The organism is Plantactinospora sp. GCM10030261, assembly GCF_042666615.1.
Lineage (GTDB): Bacteria > Actinomycetota > Actinomycetes > Mycobacteriales > Micromonosporaceae > KBS50.
Genome location: NZ_JBHTDD010000002.1, coordinates 308,500 through 327,816, shown reverse-complemented (window position 1 = coordinate 327,816; position 19,317 = coordinate 308,500). Strand labels below are relative to the sequence as shown.

Below are 19,317 nucleotides of genomic sequence, written 5' to 3'. Positions count from 1 at the left end.
CCCGCACTCCCCGCACTCCCCGCACCCCCCGCCCTCCCCGCCGATCTAGGGCAGATGGCTGCTAGTTGATCGCTAATCGCGACCATCTGCCCGAGATCGACGGGAAGACTCCCGGGGAGATCCCGGGGGGCGGTGGGTGGCGACAGCCGCGACCACCAACAGGACGCCGACGGCCTCGCCGACGGTGGGACGCTGGCGCAGGACGAAGAACCCGATCACCGCCGCGGTGGCCGGGAGCAGCGAGGTCATCAGGGCGTACGTGCCACGGGCCAGCCGGGCCATGGCCAACTGGTCGAAGACGTACGGGATCACCGACGAGCAGACGGCCACTCCCACGGCGGCGGCGAGGGCCACCGGGTCGACGAACGCCGGCAGGGCGTACCCGACGCCGACCGGCGCCGCGACCACCGCCGCCACCACCATGGCCGACCCGAGAGCGTCCAGACCGGACAGCTCCGGCTGGCGGGATGCCCGGTGCGCCAGCGTGATGTAGGCCGCGAACAGTGCGGCGTTGGCGGCGGCGCACGCCATCCCGACGGGCTCGGCGACCAGCCGCACGTCGGTCAGCAACCAGACGCCGAACCCGGCCAGCGCGAGCGCCGCGGCGTTGCGCCGGGACCGGACCGCGTACGCGGCCAGGAGGAGAACGGGGACGAACTCGACGGCCGCGACCGTGCCCAGCGGCAGCCGGTCGAGCGCGACGTAGAAGACGCTGTTCATGGCGGCGAGCACGACGCCCCAGGCGAGCAGGAGCCGTCGGGCGGCCCGGTCGAGACCCGACCACCGTCGCCACGGCCGGCGCCAGACCGCGAAGATCACGGCGGCCACCGTGATCCGCAGCCACGCCACCCCGAGTACGTCGATCCGGGCGAAGAGCAGCACCGCGAACGCCGGCCCGAGGTAGTGGAAGACCGCGCTCACGAGAAAGTACGCGTGTGGCGGGACGCGGTGAACGGGTGGTCGCCGACTGCCGCCACGGGCGACGACGATGGTTTCGGACATTCCCCTATCGTGGAAAGTATTGAACGCTAAGGGCAGGGGCAATCAGCGGCAGGAGTGACCTAATGGTTTCTCGACGGAAGGCTCGACCGGGCAACGGCGTTCCGCAGGGAAACTCGCTGCTGGATCCGACGAACCGGCGACTGCTTGACGAACTCGGCGCCGATCCGCGGCTCAGCGCGGCGGAGCTGGCCCGGCGGGTCGGCATGTCGGCCCCCGCCGTGCGGGACCGGGTGGCCCGGCTGGAGGAGGCGGGGGTGATCCGGGGCTACCGGTTGGACGTCGACCCGGCGGCGCTCGGCCTGCCGGTGACCGCCTGGGTCCGGGTCCGGCCCGGCCCCGGTCAACTGACCAGGATCGCCGAGCTGGCCGGCCAACTGCCGCAGGTCAGCGAGTGCCACCGCGTCTCCGGCGAGGACTGCTTCCTGCTCAAGGTCCACGTAGCGGAGATCGAGGCACTGGAGGAGGTGCTCGACCAGTTCCTGCTGTACGGCCAGACGACCAGCTCGTTCGTGGTCTCCACCCCGGTCCCGCCACGCGTTCCCGGGGCACCGGACTGACGTGTGGTCCCGGGCCGGTCACCGGCGACGCAGCAGCGCCCGGGTCTCGATTTCCATGGTGAACGGCACGTCAGCTCTCATCGTCTCGCCATCCTTGGCGATCGAGTGCTCGACGTAGTGCTCGCCGTCGAGCCGCAGCAGGCGCAGCGTGACGGCGACCGACTCCTCCGGCTCGACGAGGAGGTACCAGCCGATTCGCGCCGCCGCGTAGAGCTGCATTTTCAGCAGCCGGTCCGCGCCGGCATTACCGGGCGAGACGACCTCCCCGACGAGCACCACGTCGGCGGCGTCGATGGTGGTGACGTCCTCGATCGGGGTGACCACCAGGTCGGGAATGAAGACCCGGCCGGGGGCCAGTCGGACGTTTACCGCTTCGTAGACCCAGAAACCGGCCGCGTCGGCACCGGCGTCCACCAGGTTGGCCAACCGGCGGGAGATGTGCTGGTGGCGCGTTGACGGTGCCGGGCTCACCAGGAGGCTCCCATCGAACAGCTCGATCCGGTCCGGCGTATCGCCGAGCGCGAAGTACTCATCCTCGGTCCACGGACCGGCATGATCCAGCAGCGCCACGCTCATGGCCGGATGTCACCTCCACCCAGATCCTGTCACAGGTTCACGCGCGCGGACCTCCGGCGCGAGGACCGACGCGGGCATGTCGGTGACCGAGAGCACGCTTGACGATCTGACGTTTCATGCAATGATTGTCAGCATGTCAAGTGACGAGCGCCTGGACCGGATCCTGGCCGCGGCGTACACCTGCTTCACCCGGCACGGCGTCCGCCGCACCACCATGGACGACATCGCCACCGAGGCCGGCATGTCCCGCCCGGCGGTCTACCAGTACGTCCGCAACAAGGACGACGCCTACCGCCGGCTGGCGGAGAGCCTGTTCGACCGGGCCCTCGCCGACGCCCGGGAGGCGGCGCGGCGCACCGACGCACCGCTGGCGCAGCGGCTGCACGCGGTGCTCGCCACCAAGCTGGAACTCACCCTCCGGCTCTACCGGGACAGCCCGCACGCCCCCGAGTTGCTCGACGCGAGCACCCGGCTCACCGGGGACCTCGTCGAGGCGTACACGGCCTCGGTGGTCGATGTCGTGACCGAGGTGCTCGCGGCGGACGCCGGGGAACGGGCCCGGTCCGTCGCCGAACTCAGCGTGGCGCTCACCCGCGGCCTGGAGGCCGACCTCACCGACCCCGACACCCCCCGGCGGCTGCTGCGCGAGGGCCTCGCGCTGATCGCCGCCGGCCTAGCCACCAGGGAGAACTCATGAAAACCGTCCTGATCACCGGTACCTCGTCCGGCATCGGCCGGGCCGCCGCCGCGCGGCTGGCCCGCCGTCCCGACCTGACCGTGTACGCCACCGCCCGTAAGACCGCCGCCATCGAGGACCTGGCCGCCACCGGCGCCCAGATGCTGCCGCTCGACGTGACCGACGAGGCGTCGATGACCGCCGCCGTGGCCGAGATCGAGCGCCGACACGGCCAGGTGGACGTCCTGGTCAACAACGCCGGATACGGCGAGTACGGGCCGATCGAGGAGGCCGACATCGACCGGGTACGCCGGCAGTTCGAGACGAACGTGTTCGGCCTGGCCCGGCTCACCCAGCTCGTGCTGCCCGGCATGCGGCGGGCCGGCCGGGGACGGATCGTCAACATCAGCTCGATGGGCGGCCGCCTGGTCTTCCCCGGGGGCGGCTACTACCACGCCAGCAAGTACGCCGTCGAGGCGATCTCCGACGCGCTTCGCCAGGAGGTCCGACCGTTCGGTATCGAGGTATCCATCGTCGAGCCGGGCCTGATCCGGACCGGGTTCGGGGCCGTCGCCGGGGAGTCGCTGGGTGCCAACCCCTCGGGGCCGTACCGGGGCCTGGTCGCCGCGGTCGACCGGGCGATGACCAAGTCGTACGCCAATCCGGCGCTTGCCGCGACCCCGGACGCGGTGGCCAAGGTCATCGAGCGGGCGGTGACCGCCCGGCGGCCGCACACCCGGTACATCGTCACCGGCGCCGCTCGCGCGCTGGTGCACACCCGCCGACTGCTCGGCGGCCGGGCCTTCGACGCGATCAACCGGGTCCAGTTCCGCTGACCGCGCCGCGCCGGGGCGACGGCCTGGTTACGGTGGGAGCGTGGTCGAGCACCCGCCGCTGACCAGGATCGCCGCGGACGCCGAACCGACCGCCATGCCGGCGGCCAGCGGCGCCCCGGTGGTGGTCGGGGTGGACGGCTCCGAACTCGACAAGAGCCTCATCCGGATGGCCGCCCGGGAGGCAGCCCTGCACCACCGCCCGCTACGGATCGTGCACACCTTCAACTGGACGCCCGACCCGACGGAACCGATTCCCACCGAGGTGCTCCGGGACCCGGCCGCAGAGGTGCTCGACCGCGCCGTCGCGATCGGCAGGCGCGCCGACCCGGTCGTCGAGGTGACCGCCACGCTGCTGGAAGGTCCGCCGGTGACGGTCCTGCTGCGCGAGTCGGGCGCCGCCGCGCTGCTGGTGATCGGTGACGGTGGGCTCGGCCGGTGCACCTGCGTGCCGGTCGACGCCACCGCTCTGATGATCGCCGCGCGGGCTGGATGCAGCGTGCTCGTCGCCCGGGACACCGTGCCGCCACCCGGGCCCATCGTGGTCGGCGTGGATGGCTCGCCCAGCTCCGGGCTGGCCCTGGACTACGCGTTCGACGCGGCCCGCCGGCGCGGCCGCGACCTGGTCGTCATCCGGGCGTGGGATCCGGCGGAGCAGCCCGCGCTCAGCGATGCCCAGGCGGTCGGCCAGCTCGACGCCGAGATCGAGCCGTGGCGGCACAGGTATCCCGGGGTGGCGGCCGAACCACGGGTCCGCGTCGGCGACCCGGCCGACATGGTGGTCGCCGTGGCGGCGGACGCCGAGTTGGTGGTCGCCAGCGCCCGGGGAGACCGGCCGTGGCGAGGCATGCTCGGCGGCGTGAGTCAGGCGCTGCTGTACCACTGCACCACGCCGGTCCTCATTGTCCGCGAACCGCACGAACTCTACGTCCAGGTGTGAGGGGCACGAAGCGTCCGCCGGAAACCCGGACCCGAAGCGCCCGCCCGGGGATTCCGGGCGAGAAGGAGTCCATCGGGGGTAAGGAGATCCGTATCCGGCGGGACCAACGGCCCTGACCGACGTGGCGCGCCCGGCGGCACGCTGAACACCGATCGTGGTTCCGGCCGCGGCACTCCCCCGAGACGCGAGAGGCTCAGGTTGATGACAACTGATACCGCCGTAGCGGCGCACGGACCACTGACCGACGACGAACTGCGCCGGTTGGACGCGTACTGGCGGGCGGCGAATTACCTGACCGTCGGCCAGATCTACCTGCTGGACAACCCGCTGCTGCGGGAGCCGCTGCGCCCCGAGCACGTCAAGCCCCGGCTGCTCGGTCACTGGGGCACCAGCCCCGGGCTGAACCTGCTCTACGTACACATGAACCGGGCGATCGTGCGGCGCGACCTGAACGCCATCTTCGTCACCGGGCCCGGCCACGGCGGGCCCGCGCTTGTCGCCAACACCTGGCTGGAGGGCACGTACAGCGAACGGTATCCGTCGGTCAGCCGCGACGAGGCCGGCATGCAACGGCTGTTCCGCCAGTTCTCCTTCCCCGGCGGCATCCCCAGCCACGTGGCGCCCGAGGTGCCCGGCTCCATCCACGAGGGCGGCGAGCTGGGCTACTCGCTTATGCACGCGTACGGGGCCGCGTTCGACAACCCCGACCTGGTGGTCGCCTGCGTCATCGGCGACGGCGAGGCGGAGACCGGCCCGCTGGCCGGCAGTTGGCTGTCCAACGTCTTCCTCAACCCGGCCCGGGACGGCGCCGTGCTGCCCATCCTGCACCTCAACGGTTACAAGATCGCCAACCCGACGGTCCTCGACCGGATCCCCCGCGACGACCTGCTGTCGATGATGCGCGGCTTCGGCTACGACCCGATCGTGGTGGAGGGCGACGACCCCGCAGTGGTCCACCAGGCCCTCGCGGCGGCCCTCGACCGGTCGCTCGACGAGATCGCCGACATCCAGCGCCGGGCCCGCGCCGGCGGCCCGGTCACCCGACCCCGCTGGCCGATGCTGGTGCTGCGCACACCCAAGGGCTGGACCGGCCCGCACGAGGTCGACGGGCACCTGGTGGAGGGCACCTACCGGGCCCACCAGGTGCCGCTCGCCGGGGTCCGCACCGACCCGGCGCACCTGGCCGAGCTGGAACGCTGGATGCGCGGCTACCGGCCCGAGGACCTGTTCGACGCCACCGGCGGCCCGGTGGCCGAGCTGGCCGGCCTGCCGCCGCGGGGCGATCGCCGGATGAGCGCCAACCCGGTCGCCAACGGCGGCATCCTGCTGCGCGACCTCGTACTACCCGACTTCCGGAAGTACGCGGTGGACATCGAGGAGCCGGGTCAGCCGGTCACCGGACTGATCGGCCCCACCGGGAAGTGGATGCGGGACGTCATCGCCGCCAACCCGGATCGGTTCCGGTTGTTCGGCCCCGACGAGGTGGCCTCCAACCGGCTCGACGCGGCGTTCGAGGTGACCGGGCGGGCCTTCGTCGGCGAGACGCGGCCCGACGACACCCACCTCTCCCCCGACGGCCGGGTGATGGAGGTGCTCTCCGAGCACCTGTGCCAGGGCTGGCTGGAGGGTTACCTGCTGACCGGCCGGCACGGCGTGTTCACCAGCTACGAGGCGTTCATCCACCTGGTGGACTCGATGCTCAACCAGCACGCCAAGTGGCTCAAGGTGACCCGGGACATCCCGTGGCGGAGGCCGATCGCGTCGCTGAACTACCTGCTGTCCAGCCACGTCTGGCGGCAGGACCACAACGGCTTCTCGCACCAGGACCCCGGGTTCATCGACCACGTGGTCAACAAGAAGGCCGAGATCGTCCGGGTCTACCTGCCGCCGGACGCGAACACGCTGCTCTCCACCATGGATCACTGCCTGCGCAGCCGGAACTACATAAACGTGGTGGTGGCCGGCAAGCAGCCGGGGCCGAACTGGCTCACCATGGACGAGGCGATCATGCACTGCCGGCGCGGCCTCGGCATCTGGGACTGGGCCAGCAGCGACGCCGGCAGCGAGCCGGACGTGGTGCTCGCCTGCGCCGGCGACGTCCCGACCATGGAGACCCTGGCCGCCGCCGACCTGCTCCGCCGGCACCTGCCGGACCTCAAGGTGCGGGTGGTCAACGTGGTCGACCTGATGCGCCTCCAGCAGCCCAGCGAACACCCGCACGGGCTGCCCGACGTGCAGTTCGACACCATCTTCACCCGGGACAAGCCGATCATCTTCGCCTACCACGGGTACCCGTGGCTGATCCACCGGCTCACCTACCGCCGGACCAACCACGAGAACCTGCACGTGCGCGGCTACAAGGAGGAGGGCACCACCACCACGCCGTTCGACATGGTGATGCTCAACGACCTGGACCGCTTCCACCTGGTGATCGACGTCATCGACCGGGTGCCCGGACTGGCCACCCGGGCCGCGCACCTGCGGCAGGAGATGGTCGACGCCCGCCAGGAGTGCCGGGACCACACCCGCCGGTTCGGCGAGGACGCCCCGATGGTCGCCGAGTGGCGGTGGCCGGGCGCCCAGGGCGCCACCCGTGGCTGACGGCACGCGTTCGGTGGCCGCCGCGGGAGACGGCTGACTGAACGGACCTGACGGACCCGGCGGGTTGCATCCACGCCGGGTCCGTCGGTCGGCCACCGAAGTCAGTCCCGGGCCGCGACCGGCTGGCCGCTGGGCCGCTCCGACACCCTCCGGGACATTGTCGCCGAACTGACCACCACCTGGCCGTTGCAGGCACTCGGCATCCTCGCCGAGGTGGAGCGCTGGCAGCGACCGCTGATCGACCGAGCCGTGGCGGCGGCCCGGGAAGCCGGACTCTCCTGGGCCGAGATCGGCAACGCGCTCGGCATCAGCCGGCAGTCGGCACACGAGCGCTTCCGCAACGTCACGCCGACCAAGCCCCCGGGCTGACCGAGCCGTCAGTTCCCGGCGGCCGGGCTCAGGCCACCACGCAGCGCGCGCAGCGCGTTGAGGATGACCACGACGTCGATCCCCTCCTGGAGGACCGCCCCGGCCAGCGGCGGCAGCAGACCGACCGCCGCCGCCACCATCGCCGCCACCGCGAGCGTCATCCCGACCAGGGCGCTCTGGACGGCGATCCGGCGCGCGTACCGGGCGATCTCCACCGCGTCGGCAAGCCGGTCCAGCCGGTCCACGGTCAGCACCGCGTCGGCCACGTCGGCCGACGCGGTCGCACCGGTGGCGCCCATCGCCACCCCGACGTGTGCCTCGGCCAGCGCCGGCGCGTCGTTCACCCCGTCGCCCACCATGACGGTCACCGCGCGACGCGACTCGGCCCGTACCCGGTCCACCTTCTCCGCCGGCGTACACCGGGCCACCACGTCGTCGACGCCGACCGCCCGCGCCACCCGCTCGGCCACCGGCGGCCGGTCCCCGGTCAGCATCACCAGCCGGTCGAAGCCGGCCACGCGCAGCCGGCGGGTGGTGGCCGGCGCGTCCGGGCGTACCGGATCGTGCAGCAGCAACCCCGCGACCGGCGTGCCGTCCACGCGGACCCAGACCACCGACATGCCCTCGTCCTCGGCCCGCCGGCGGACCGGCGCCGCCCACGGCGGCGGCTCCCCGGCGAGCTGCCCTACCGCGACGGTCCGCCCGTCCACCCGGCCACGCACCCCGCGACCCGGCTCCTCGGTCACCTCCGCCGCCACGGCCAGGTCGAGGCCCCGGTCGCGGGCCGCCCGCACCACCGCTGCGGACAGCACGTGCGCCGAGAGCTGCGCCACCGAGGCCGCCGACCGCAGCACCTCGGTGCCGTCCCAGCCGTCGGCGGTCACCAACTCGGCCAACCGGGGCCGGCCGGCGGTCAGCGTCCCGGTCTTGTCGACGAGCAGGGTCCGGGCCCGGCCGAGCACCTCCAGCGAGCCGCCGTCGCGAACCAGCACGCCCCGACGGGCCGCCCGCGACAACCCGGAGACGATGGCGATCGGGGTGGCCAGCAGCAGCGGGCACGGCGTCGCCACCACCAGCACCGCCACCGCCCGCAGGAACTCACCGGACGCGACCCACGCCGCGCCCGAGACCACAAGCGTGAACGGGACGAAGGCGGCCGCGTACCGGTCAGCGAGCCGCACCATCGGGGCCTTTCGCGCCGTCGCCTCCCGGGCCAGCCGGACGATGCCGGCGTACGTACTGTCCGCCGCCACCGCCGTAGCTACCATGCCGAAGGCGGCCCCCGCGTTGCGGACGCCGCTGGCCACCGGGTCGCCCGCCCGCCGGTCGACCGGCTGCGACTCCCCCGTCACCACGGACTCGTCCAGGGTGGCCCGGTCCTCGATCCGCCCGTCCACGGCGACGACATCACCCGGGCCGACCAGCAGGTGGTCGCCGGGCCCCACCCGGTCCAGGTCGACCTCCTCAATCTCACCGGTCGCGGTGCGCCGCTTGGCGGTGCGCGGCGCCCGGGTCAGCAGCTCGTGCAGGTCCCGGGTGGCTCGCCGCTCGGCGTACTCCTCCAGGGTGCGGCCGGTGGCCAGCATCAGCGCGATGACCGCGCCGGCCAGGTACTCGCCGACCAGCAGGGTGCCGCCCAGCGCCAACGCGGCGATGACGTCCACCCCGAACTGGCGCCGCAGCAGACTGCGCAGCATGACGAAGACGGTGGGCAGCAGGGTGGCCAGGGTGGCTCCCGCCCACACCAGGTCCGCCGCCCGGCGCGCCCCGGCCAGCCACAGGCCGCCGCCGGCCGCCACCACCAGCAGCAGCGCGACAAGCGGTGTCCAGGTGGACCAGCCGTGCGGGCGCTCCGGCGCCGCCTCGCGCCCCCCGCACCCGTCCCCCTCCTCGTCAACCCCCACCAGTCCCCCGCCCCCCGGCCCCGTCTCCCCCGCGTCCCCCGCGTCCCCGCCTCTCCCGTCGATCTTGCAGTTCAGGCTACTAATATATGCGCATTTGCACCTTAAGTCGCAACCAAAAGTGCAAGATCAACTACTGGGAGGGTCGGGGAGAAAGGGCTGGGTGGTAGGGCCGATGCGCCCCTGCGTCGCCGCCCGGACGCCGATAGGTTGAAGACGTCACGAGGGGAGTCAGGGGATGACCAAGGTGCCAGCAGAGACCGTCGCCGTGCCGCACGCCCTCATCCAGGCCGCCGCCGTGGCCGGGCACGCGCCGTCGGTGCACAACACCCAGCCGTGGCGGTGGCGCGTGCTGCCGGACCGGCTGGAGTTGCTCGCCGTACGGGAGCGGCAGCTCGCCGCCATCGACCCGGACGCCCACCTGCTCGCGGTGAGCTGCGGCACCGCCCTGCACCACGCGGTGGTCGCGCTACGCGCCGAAGGGTGGACGGTGCGGGTGGACCGGGTCCCCGACCCGGCGGATCCGGACCTGCTCGCCGTCGTGGTGCCCACCGGCCACGCCACGCCGGAGCCAGCAGCGATGCGGCTGGTGCAGTCGATGAGCGTCCGGCACACCGACCGTCGGCCGGTGAGCGACGAGCCGGTGCCGGCGGCCACGCTGGACGAGATCCGGCGTGCCGCCGCGGAGCACGCCGACCTCCAGGTGCTCGACACCGACCAGATCCTGCACCTGGCCACCGCCGCCGGCCGGGCCACCGACGCCGAGGCGGAGGACCCCCGGGTACGCGAGGAACTGCTCTACTGGACCACCCGGGCGCCCGCCGGCACCGGGCTCACCCCCGAGGTGTTGCCCGCGGAGCCGGCCCGGACCACGGTGCCGGGTCGTGACTTCGGCCCCGGCGCCCTGCCGATCGGTCCCGGTCACGACCGGGCCGCCACGTACGCGGTGCTCTTCGGCGACGGGGACGAACCGCACGACTGGATGCGGGCCGGTGAGGCGCTCTCCGCCGCCTGGCTCACGGCGACCGCCCTGGGCGTCTCGATGGTCCCGCTGAGCTGGGTGGTCGAGGTGACCGGCACCCGGGAGATCCTGCGCCGGGCGCTGGCCGGCCTCGCCCAGCCGTACCTGGTGCTGCGGATCGGCATCGCCGACCCCGAACACGCCGGTCCGCCGCGGACCCCGCGGCTGCCGGCCGACCAGGTGATCGACACGTCTGCGGTGCGGACACCCCCGCCCGCCTGAGATCCGCCGTCCGGGCGGCGTCACGCCGCCCACGCCGGGCGTTACCATCGGCCAATGTCCGCCGACATCGGCCTGCCGGAAGACGACCAGAAGACTCCCTCACTCGGCCTGACCCCGCTGTCCCGGGTAAGGCTCGACGAACTGCTCCAGGAGATGCTGGACCGGGTCGGCGAGGTGGTGGCCAGCCGGGAGCGGCTCCGAGCGCTGCTCGACGCCGTGGTCGGCATCTCCACCGACCTCGACGTGCGGTCCACCCTGCTGCGCATCGTCGAGTCCGCCTGCGAGTTGGTGGGCGCCCGGTACGGCGCGCTCGGCGTGCTCGGCGGCGACGGCTACCTGCACAACTTCATCACCCACGGGATCGGCGCGGAGGAGCAGGCCCGGATCGGCGACCTGCCGCACGGACGCGGTGTCCTCGGGCTCCTCATCGACGACCCGCGACCGCTGCGGATGCCGGACATCACCAAACACCCGCAGTCGTACGGCTTTCCGCCGCACCACCCACCGATGCACAGCTTCCTCGGCGTGCCGGTGCGCATCCGGGACCAGGTGTTCGGCAACCTCTACCTGGCCGAGAAGCAGGGCGCGAGCGAGTTCACCGACGACGACGAGCAGATCGTGGTGGCGCTTGCCGCGGCGGCCGGGGTGGCGATCGAGAACGCCCGGCTGTACGCGCTGGCGCACCGGCGGGAACGCTGGCTCGCGGCCACCGCCGAGATCACCGGCGTGCTGCTCGGTGAGGTACGGCGTACCGACGCGCTCAGCCTGATCGCCCGACGGGCCCGGGAGGTGGCCGAGGCGGATCTCGTGCTGGTGCTCCTCTACGACGAGGACGCCGGCCGGTTCACCGTGGAGGTGGTGGACTCGGCGTCCGAGCCGGCATCGGCGCTGGTCGGCACGGTGCTGCCGGCGGTCGAGACCACCTTCGCGGCGGCGGTCACCGAGCGGCGGCACGCCGTCGTCGACAACTTCGCCGAGACCGCGGCGTGGCCGGTTCCGGTGTCCCGCGGCCCGGCCGCGGTGGTGCCCCTGGCCACCGCCGAGACGCTGCACGGCGTGCTGGTGGTCGGCTACGCCACCGGCCGCAACGCCCCGGCCGAGGATGACCTCGCCCTGCTCACCAGCTTCGCCGGTCAGGCCGCGCTGGCCCTGGAACGGGCCCGGGGGCAGGAGGAACGAGAACTGCTTGTGGTGCTGGAGGACCGCGAACGGATCGCCCGCGACCTGCACGACGTGGTGATCCAGCGCCTGTTCGCCACCGGACTCCAGTTGCAGAGCGCCGTCCCGTTGACCGTCCGGCCCGAGGTGAGCAAGCGGATCAACGCGGCGGTGGACGATCTGGACGCCACCATCCGGGACATCCGGCGGACCATCTTCGAGCTGCGCACGCCGATGAGTGCCGCGTTGCGGACCGAGATCCGCGAGGCGATCGAGGTGGCCGCCGGATCGTTGGGCTACCGGCCGACGCTGCGGCTGACCGGGCCGGTGGACAGCGCGGTGCCCGACGACATGCGTCCCGACCTGCTGGCCGTGCTCCGGGAGGCGCTGTCCAACGCGGTCCGGCACGCCAAGGCCGACCACGTGTCGGTCGACGTGACGGTCGATCCGGACCGGCTGACGGTGGTGGTCCGGGACGACGGCGTGGGCACCGATCCGGCGGCCGCCCGGGGCGGACTGGTCAACCTGCGGGAGCGGGCCGTCCAGCACGGCGGGACCTTCGATGTCGGCCGGGCGGAGCCGCGCGGCACCGAGCTGACCTGGAGTGTCCCGCTGCTTCACTGACCGCTCGCCCACGCCGAGCCGTCGCCCCGGCACCAGGCCCCGCGCCATCACACGCGATGGGCACGAGGCACGGCAGATGATCATTCCCGGGACAGCCGGGACGAACCGTGGCGACTGCTATGGAGAAGATGTATGAGAGCTTGATACATAACCAACAGGAGATCGTCATGACGGTTACCCAAATTGACCTCGATGATGACGCGTTGGCCGAGGCAATGCGCCTGTCCGGCGCGCGAAGCAAGAAGGAGACGGTCAATCTCGCCTTGCGGGAGTACGCCGCGCGGCACCGTCGCATAGCCGCCCTTGATCACTACGCCGCGGCAGCGCAGAACTGGGACTACGAGGGCTGGCAGGACATGCACGCGGCCGGAAAGTCGCCGGCTGCGTGATCCGCTATCTGATCGACTCGTCCGCCTTGTGGAGACTGCTCCGCGACCCCGATACGACTTCGTAACTGTCGCCCGACACCTTCCGGATGTGGCCGAACGACGGGTCCAGTCCACCCCCTAAACCATGCGCGACGACATCCCGTGATGGCCGGTCAATACGGTGAGAGGCGCAGCGCTAACCTCCCGGCATGCGCATGCCTCCGCTGCCCGCGCCGTCAGCGCCGCTTACGCCAGAACAGCTGGCGCAACGCGCCGTCGGTGATCGCACGTTGGACGTCCCCATCAAGCCCATCACTATCAGCCCCTACGACCCGAGCTGGCCAGCACGCTACCTGCGTGAGGAGGCCCGCATCCGGACTGCGCTCGGCGAGCGTGTCCTCGCTGTCGAACACGTCGGCTCCACCGCAGTGCCGGGACTACCCGCGAAGGATCGCCTCGACATCGACCTGATCGTGACCGACCCGGCCGACGAGGACACCTACGTCCCGGACCTGACCGCTGCTGGATACCTGCTACGCACTCGGGAGCCGTACTGGTACGAACACCGTTGCCTATGGACCGAAGGTCATGACGTCAACTTGCACGTTTTCGGCCCAGATTGCGACGAGTTCCTGCGCCACCTCATCTTCCGGGACTGGCTCCGCAGTCACCCTGACGATCGTGATCGCTACGCCTCACGCAAGTACGAAGCAGCCGCAGAGCATCCTCTCTCGGCGTCGCGCTACGTCAACGGTAAAGCCACCGTCATCAGGGAGATCCTCAAGCGTGCGGGATTACGCTGACCAGGGCCCGTCATCCACCCGCAATGGCGACCATGTTGATTGGCTGCCAAGTCCGACTCAGTGCCCGCCCTTGCCGAGCAGCCGGGTCGCCAGCACCGCCGCCTGGGTACGCCGCTCCAGTCCCAGCTTGGCCAGCACGCTGGAGACGTAGTTCTTGACCGTCTTCTCGGCCAGGAACATCCGGCTGGCGATCTCCCGATTGGTCAGCCCCTCGGCGACGTACTCCAGGATCCGCCGCTCCTGCTCGGTGAGTGACTTGAGTTCGCGCGGCTGCTCCACCCCGCTGCGGATCCGCTCCAGCACCCGCTGGGTCACGGCCGGGTCGAGCAGCGACTGACCGGCCGCCACCCGGCGGACCGCGTCCACCAGGTCGGTGCCCCGGATCTGCTTGAGCACGTACCCGGCCGCACCCGCCATGATCGCCGCGAACAGGGCCTCGTCGTCCTCGTACGAGGTGAGGATCAGCCCCTTGATGGTGGAGTCAACCGCCCGGACGTCCCGGCACACGTCGATGCCGTTGCCGTCCGGCAGCCGGGCGTCCAGGATCGCCACGTCCGGACGCAGCGCCGGGATCCGGCGGGTCGCCTCGTCGGCCGAGCCGGACTCCCCGATCACCTCGATGTCACCCCCGGCCTGCAGGAGATCGGCCAGGCCACGGCGGACGACCTCGTGGTCGTCGAGCAGGAAGACGCGGATCATCCCTCGTTTCTACCCGCATCCGGCGCCCTCTGTAACGGGCCGAAGGTCCCGGACCCGGTCACCGGCCAACGGGCGGTCGGGACGGGTCCGTTGGCCCTGCCCACGCCCCCACCGCCCGGCGCACGGTGGGGGTGTCACCCGGTGGCGTCATCCGGGCAGGAGGAGAAGCCATGGTCCCGACGACAGGCCGGCCGGCGATGAGCGACGGACCGCTCGCCGTCGCGGCACGCACGGCCCTGCACGCTCCGTCGGTGTTCAACACCCAGCCGTGGCGCTGGCGGGTCGCCCCGGACCTGCTCGAACTCCGCGTCGCCCCGGACCGCGGACTGCCGGTCACCGATCCGGACGGCAAGCTGCTCACCATCAGCTGTGGCGCCGCCCTGCACCACGCCCGGGTCGCGCTGGCCGCCGCCGGACACCGGGTCGAGGTGGCCCGCCTACCGAACCCGGCCGTACCCCGGCTGCTCGCCCGGCTCCGGCTGACCGGCTCGCGGACCCCCACCGCGGCGGACACGGCGCTGCTGGCGGCCGTGCCCCGCCGCCGGACCGACCGCCGGGCCTTCGCGGACACCCCGGTGCCGGCCGCGTCACTGGACCGGCTCCGCGCGGCCGTCGAGGCCGAGGGAGTTCACCTGCACGTGGTACGCCACGACCAGATGCCGATGCTGGCGGTGGCCACCGCACACGCGGCGGCCACCGAACTGGCCGACCCCGCGTACCGGGCGGAACTGGCCCGATGGACCCACCGGCCGGCGGACGAACGGGACGGCGTGCCAGCGACGGTGGCGGTCCGTCCGGCCCCCCGCCGGGTGCCGGTCCGCGACCACGCCGTCGGCGGCGCCCCGGGCCTGGAGGTCGGCGCCGGTTTCGACCGGGGGGCGAGCTATGTGGTGCTGTACGGGGAGAGCGACGACCGGGCCGGTTGGCTGGCCGGCGGTGAGGCTCTGTCGGCGTTGCTGCTCACCGCCGTGGTGGAAGGGCTGTCGGCCGCGCCGATCAGCGACGCGGTCGAGGTGAGCTGGCCGCGAGGGCTCCTGCGGGACCTGCTGGCCGGCACCGGTGAGCCATACCTGGCCGTCCGGATCGGGGTGGCCGTGCCCGGCGAATTGCCGCCGGTGCCCCGCCGCGGACCCGACCAGGTGATCGAGTTCCAGGAGGGGCCGGGCCAATGAACGTCGAGCACTACACCGAAGCGCAGTTGCGGACCGCCGTCGTCACCGCGATCCGGGCGCCGTCGCTGCTCAACAGCCAGCCCTGGCGGTTCCGGTTGCACGCCGGCGGGATCGAGGTACGCGTCGACCCCGACCGCGAGTTGCCGGCCACCGACCCCGCCGGGTGGGGCGCCCGGCTCGCCTGCGGTGCCGCCGTGTTCAACCTGCGGCTCGCGTTGGCCGCCGCCGGGGTGCCGGCCCGGGTGCGGGTGCGCCCCTACCCGACGGATCCGCGGGTGGTGGCTCGACTGACACCGGATCAGCCTCGCCCGCCGACCCCCCGGGAGCGCGATCTGTTCGCCGCCGTACCGCGCCGGCACAGCAACCGGGCGCCGTTCTGGCCGGATCCGGTCCCGGCCGACGCGCGGTGGCGGCTCGTGGAGGCGGCGCGGGCCGAGGGCGCCTGGCTGGAGCTGGTCATCGGTGCCGGGCCCGTGAACGCGGTGGCGGAGATCGCCCGCAGCGCGCACCGGGTGCTCGACCGCGATCCGGCGTACAGCGCCGAACAGCGTGCCTGGATCCGGGCTGAGCAGGCGCAGGACGGTGTTCCGACGGCCGCCGCCGCATCGTCGTCCGGGGAAATACACGACCTGCTGCCGCAGCGGAACTTTGGCGGACGCGACCGGGCACCCGGCCGCGACTTCGAGCCGGAGCCGCTGGTCGCCGTGCTGGGTTCGGTCGGTGACACGGCGGCCGACCAGATCACCGCCGGGCAGGCCCTGCAACGGGTGCTGCTCACCGCGACCGACGCCGGCCTCGCCGCCTCGATGATGTCCCAGCCCATCGAGGTCCCCGGCGCCCGCGAACAGTTGCGGTTGGCATTGGGCCGATTCGGCGTACCGCAGATGGTGTTGCGTGTCGGCTACGGGCAGCCCGGCTGGCCGACGCCGCGCCGGGATCCCGCCACCGTGATCGACCCGCCGACGGACGGACAACGTGTTGAGGCCATCCACGGCAAGAGGGTGTCCTCCTGACGTCCAGGGACAGGCTGGCCGGCACGGACTCAACACCGCGGCACGGAGCCGGGCGCGTCACCGAGCCGGGGCGCGTCACGGACCCGGGGCGGCGGTGAGATCGGTAGGGGCCGGCGCCCGGATGGACGCCCGCGGTCCGAGAGCGGTCCCGTCCGTTGGCACGTCGTCCAGCACCAGCGCCCGTGCGCCGATCCGAGCCCGGTCACCGATCGTGACTGGTCCCAACACCATGGCTCCGGCGCCGACGGTCACCTCGTCGCCAAGCACCGGTTCCCCGCTGGAGTCCCGCCGACCGATGGTCACGTGGTGGTAGAGGCTGACTCCCGAGCCGAGCCGGGCACCCCGGTGCAACACCAGGCCGTACGGGTGGAACAGCCGCAGCCCCGGTCCACAGGTGACGTCCCGCGGCAGGTCGCTGTGGGTACCGAGTCGGACCACGAGCAGGTTCAAGACGCGGTACGGCACGGACCAGAGGCGCCGCGTCAGAGTACGGCGGGCCGTGGTCCACTGGCCGAAACGGAAGACCGTGATGACGATCTTGGCCAGCGGGTCCCTGTTCCGCGGATAATCCTGTCGCAGCGTCTCGAACACGTCACCGAGGGTAGGGCAGCGGACTGCCCGTTCCGATGACCCCGGTCAAGAACCCGACAGACCGCTGCGGTCGGGCTCCGCGCCCCGCGCCGTGCCGACGGGATGGGGATCGGGGACGGCCGACGAGGGCTCGGGGTCGGCGACCGGTCCCACGTGACGCATCCGGATCAGCGTGGACACGCCGGTGGTCAACGCCACCACGACCACGATGAACAGCGGCAGCCTGCGGTCGATCAGGACCAGCGCGGCCCCGATCGGGGTAGCCAGGGCGGTCGGCGCGAAGAGCACGGTGTTCGCGGTGCCGGCCACCCGACCGAGCAGGTCGCTCGGGGTCCGGGTCTGAACCGCGGTCATGGCCGCGACAAGCGTCCACGGCAGTCCCAGACCCACCAGCAGGCTGCCCAGCAGCGTCACCGGCCACCACGGTACGAACCAGGCGGTCGCCCCGGCGGCGACCAGCACCGCGCCGACACCGCCGGTGACACCCTCTCCCCGACCGGTCAGCAGGCGTCCGACGATCAACCCGCCGAGGAGGGAGCCGGCGCCCTGAGCCGAGGCGAGGACGCCCATGAACTCCGGGGGGCGGTGCAGGCCGGTGGTCACCGCCTCGTACACGGCGGCGGTGGACACGCCGGAAAGGGCGATGGTCGAGCCGCCGAGCAGGATCACCGGGCGCAGCACCGGATGCCGCCAGAGGTATCGGAGGCCGTCACGGACCCGGACGGTACGGCGCTCCGGCTCGATGGTCGCGTCGCTCATGCCGTCCGCCGGGGGGCGGGAGAGGCTCCCGCCGGCCGGGGGTCGGATCCGGATCGCCCAGTAGAGTCCGGCGGCCACCAACAACAGGGCGGCGGCGAGCACGGCGACCGGGTAGCCGCCCTGCCAGGCGAACAGCGCGGCACCCAGCAGCGGGGCGATCAACTTCATCCCCTCCTGGGCGCTGGTCCGCAGGCCATTGACCAGACCCAGCCCCGCGCTGGGCAGCGCGGCCGGCAGCAGCGCGGAATCGCCGACGTCGACCAACACGAAGCTGACGCCGTACGCGGCCATCACGAGATAGATAAGCCACAGTTGGTCGCTGGACCGGACAGCCAGCAACGACAGCAGTACGAGCGCGGTGATGAGGCAGGTCCAGATCAGGAGCGGCTTGCGCGGTAAGCGGTCGGCCAGGCTGCCAATCAGCGGTCCCAGCAGGGTGGGCAGATAGAACGCCGGCGCGGCGAGAGCGGCGAGGCTGCTCGATCCGGTGAGGCTGAGCGTCCACACCCCGCCGGCGAGCAGCATGACGGAGCCTCCGCAACCGATGACGGCTGAAACGCCGACGAACAGCACCGCGTTGCGATCACGCCACAGTGGTCCCAGCACATGTCCCCCAGGATTGAGTCGAAGTGGCTCACATCCTGACCGCCGACAGTGGCCGAAGTCAAGCTCATGTTTAGTCGACTGCGCTCAAGTTTCGGCCTCCCGGCCGCGAGCATGCGACCACAGTCACCCGCCAGGTGCGGCCGTCTCGATCGCGACACGCAGCCGATCTGTCGCCACGCGGATCGGTGCCGGCACGTCGAAGCCGGAGGCCGCGTTCACCACCTCGGCCAGATCGGCCAGGGCACTCCGGGCCAGGTCGTACAGCCCTCCCGGGGGTGCGTCGCCGGCGGCCGCCAGCGTTGCCCGGGCCAACTCACCGACCGGTCGACAGCTGGTCCACTCGTGGTTGGCGCGCAGGACCCGCTCCGCGGCACGGACAGCCACGCGGAGTGTGACCACCGGTTCGCCGTAGTCCCGGTCAATTCTCTGTTGACGCTGGCGGTTGACCCGATGCCGACGGACGTCGCCGGCCACCGGGCCAGCCAGCCGCAACCACCGCTGCTCGGCCGCCTGCCGCGAAGCCAGCGACAACGCCTCGGCCACCGCGCTCCAACTCGCGCCACCGTCGCGGGCCGCCTCGATCAGCGACCGCTCGACCTCGTCGAGATGATTCCGCAGTCCGCGAAGCAACCCGAGGCCGGCGAGGGCATCCGCCGTGGTGGTGCCGGTCAGTGCGGCGAGGACGGCCCGATGGTCGCCTAATGCCGACGGGTCGGATGGCACGTCCCGGCTCGACGACGGCGGCCTCGCGGAGGGGGACGGTTCGGCGTTTGTCACGCGCGCATCGTGCCGCCAGGACCGCCGCGACGTCAACACTGCATTGACA

General features: G+C 72.3%; 18 protein-coding genes and 1 pseudogene. 12 read left to right on the top strand and 7 right to left on the bottom strand.

All coding sequences use genetic code 11. The features are described 5' to 3' along the window. Nucleotides 1–72 precede the first annotated feature (72 nt). Complete coding sequence (locus ACFQUZ_RS05040) at nucleotides 73–1,002, bottom strand: DMT family transporter (RefSeq protein WP_377438103.1); 930 nt, start codon at nucleotides 1,000–1,002, stop codon at nucleotides 73–75. 62 nt (nucleotides 1,003–1,064) lie between these two features. Here ACFQUZ_RS05040 and ACFQUZ_RS05035 point away from each other — a divergent pair, with 62 nt between their 5' ends. After that, the gene (locus ACFQUZ_RS05035) at nucleotides 1,065–1,559 is read left to right on the top strand and encodes an Lrp/AsnC family transcriptional regulator (RefSeq protein ID WP_377438100.1); all 495 of its coding nucleotides are present in this window, start codon (nucleotides 1,065–1,067) and stop codon (nucleotides 1,557–1,559) included. A gap of 18 nt (nucleotides 1,560–1,577) precedes the next feature. Here the strand turns inward: ACFQUZ_RS05035 and ACFQUZ_RS05030 are convergent, their stop codons facing one another. Further along, nucleotides 1,578–2,135 (bottom strand): Uma2 family endonuclease, encoded by a 558-nt coding sequence (locus ACFQUZ_RS05030; protein WP_377438097.1) that lies wholly within the window; start codon nucleotides 2,133–2,135, stop codon nucleotides 1,578–1,580. A gap of 133 nt (nucleotides 2,136–2,268) precedes the next feature. On the opposite strand from ACFQUZ_RS05030, the gene ACFQUZ_RS05025 reads away from it, so the two are divergent. From ACFQUZ_RS05025 to ACFQUZ_RS05005, 5 genes and pseudogenes are all read left to right on the top strand, one after another. Further along, nucleotides 2,269–2,832, top strand: coding sequence for a TetR/AcrR family transcriptional regulator (locus ACFQUZ_RS05025; RefSeq protein WP_377438094.1), 564 nt, complete (start codon nucleotides 2,269–2,271; stop codon nucleotides 2,830–2,832). After that, nucleotides 2,829–3,647 carry an oxidoreductase gene (locus tag ACFQUZ_RS05020; RefSeq protein WP_377438092.1) on the top strand — a complete coding sequence of 273 codons (819 nt, stop codon included), beginning with the start codon at nucleotides 2,829–2,831 and terminating at the stop codon, nucleotides 3,645–3,647. The genes ACFQUZ_RS05025 and ACFQUZ_RS05020 overlap by 4 nt, the downstream gene beginning before the upstream one ends. 40 nt (nucleotides 3,648–3,687) lie before the next feature. Next, complete coding sequence (locus ACFQUZ_RS05015) at nucleotides 3,688–4,584, top strand: universal stress protein (protein WP_377438089.1); 897 nt, start codon at nucleotides 3,688–3,690, stop codon at nucleotides 4,582–4,584. Nucleotides 4,585–4,785: 201 nt separating this feature from the next. Then, on the top strand, nucleotides 4,786–7,185 hold the full coding sequence (locus ACFQUZ_RS05010) for a phosphoketolase (protein WP_377438087.1): 2,400 nt from the start codon (nucleotides 4,786–4,788) through the stop codon (nucleotides 7,183–7,185). A 108-nt stretch (nucleotides 7,186–7,293) separates the two neighbouring features. After that, a pseudogene (locus tag ACFQUZ_RS05005) lies at nucleotides 7,294–7,554 on the top strand (hypothetical protein); the annotation flags it as partial. An 8-nt stretch (nucleotides 7,555–7,562) separates the two neighbouring features. Here the strand turns inward: ACFQUZ_RS05005 and ACFQUZ_RS05000 are convergent. After that, the gene (locus ACFQUZ_RS05000) at nucleotides 7,563–9,458 is read right to left on the bottom strand and encodes a heavy metal translocating P-type ATPase (RefSeq protein WP_377438086.1); all 1,896 of its coding nucleotides are present in this window, start codon (nucleotides 9,456–9,458) and stop codon (nucleotides 7,563–7,565) included. A 235-nt stretch (nucleotides 9,459–9,693) separates the two neighbouring features. Between ACFQUZ_RS05000 and ACFQUZ_RS04995 the strand changes: the two genes are divergently transcribed. The 4 genes from ACFQUZ_RS04995 (at nucleotide 9,694) to ACFQUZ_RS04980 (ending at nucleotide 13,651) form a co-directional block, all read left to right on the top strand. After that, complete coding sequence (locus tag ACFQUZ_RS04995; RefSeq protein ID WP_377438084.1) at nucleotides 9,694–10,698, top strand: Acg family FMN-binding oxidoreductase; 1,005 nt, start codon at nucleotides 9,694–9,696, stop codon at nucleotides 10,696–10,698. Nucleotides 10,699–10,752: 54 nt separating this feature from the next. Next, the gene (locus ACFQUZ_RS04990; protein WP_377438082.1) at nucleotides 10,753–12,480 is read left to right on the top strand and encodes a GAF domain-containing protein; all 1,728 of its coding nucleotides are present in this window, start codon (nucleotides 10,753–10,755) and stop codon (nucleotides 12,478–12,480) included. Between the two features lie 119 nt (nucleotides 12,481–12,599). Further along, entirely contained in the window at nucleotides 12,600–12,869 is a 270-nt protein-coding gene (locus tag ACFQUZ_RS04985; protein WP_377438080.1) for a type II toxin-antitoxin system VapB family antitoxin, read from the top strand. Nucleotides 12,870–13,057: 188 nt separating this feature from the next. Next, complete coding sequence (locus ACFQUZ_RS04980; protein ID WP_377438078.1) at nucleotides 13,058–13,651, top strand: GrpB family protein; 594 nt, start codon at nucleotides 13,058–13,060, stop codon at nucleotides 13,649–13,651. Between the two features lie 57 nt (nucleotides 13,652–13,708). Here the strand turns inward: ACFQUZ_RS04980 and ACFQUZ_RS04975 are convergent, their stop codons facing one another. Then, nucleotides 13,709–14,350, bottom strand: a complete 642-nt coding sequence (locus ACFQUZ_RS04975; protein WP_377438075.1) for a response regulator — start codon at nucleotides 14,348–14,350, stop codon at nucleotides 13,709–13,711. 170 nt (nucleotides 14,351–14,520) lie between these two features. Here ACFQUZ_RS04975 and ACFQUZ_RS04970 point away from each other — a divergent pair, with 170 nt between their 5' ends. Together ACFQUZ_RS04970 and ACFQUZ_RS04965 are read left to right on the top strand one after the other, a co-directional pair. Continuing rightward, nucleotides 14,521–15,522: an Acg family FMN-binding oxidoreductase gene (locus ACFQUZ_RS04970; RefSeq protein ID WP_377438073.1), complete on the top strand. Its 1,002-nt coding sequence runs from the start codon at nucleotides 14,521–14,523 to the stop codon at nucleotides 15,520–15,522. After that, nucleotides 15,519–16,535 (top strand): Acg family FMN-binding oxidoreductase, encoded by a 1,017-nt coding sequence (locus ACFQUZ_RS04965; RefSeq protein ID WP_377438070.1) that lies wholly within the window; start codon nucleotides 15,519–15,521, stop codon nucleotides 16,533–16,535. The genes ACFQUZ_RS04970 and ACFQUZ_RS04965 overlap by 4 nt, the downstream gene beginning before the upstream one ends. A 75-nt stretch (nucleotides 16,536–16,610) precedes the next feature. On the opposite strand, the gene ACFQUZ_RS04960 is transcribed toward ACFQUZ_RS04965, so the two are convergent. The 3 genes from ACFQUZ_RS04960 to ACFQUZ_RS04950 form a co-directional block, all read right to left on the bottom strand. After that, on the bottom strand, nucleotides 16,611–17,126 hold the full coding sequence (locus tag ACFQUZ_RS04960) for a serine acetyltransferase (protein ID WP_377438067.1): 516 nt from the start codon (nucleotides 17,124–17,126) through the stop codon (nucleotides 16,611–16,613). A 45-nt stretch (nucleotides 17,127–17,171) separates the two neighbouring features. Continuing rightward, on the bottom strand, nucleotides 17,172–18,458 hold the full coding sequence (locus ACFQUZ_RS04955) for an MFS transporter (RefSeq protein WP_377438171.1): 1,287 nt from the start codon (nucleotides 18,456–18,458) through the stop codon (nucleotides 17,172–17,174). Nucleotides 18,459–18,614: 156 nt separating this feature from the next. After that, nucleotides 18,615–19,268, bottom strand: coding sequence for a hypothetical protein (locus ACFQUZ_RS04950; protein WP_377438065.1), 654 nt, complete (start codon nucleotides 19,266–19,268; stop codon nucleotides 18,615–18,617). Nucleotides 19,269–19,317: the final 49 nt, after the last annotated feature.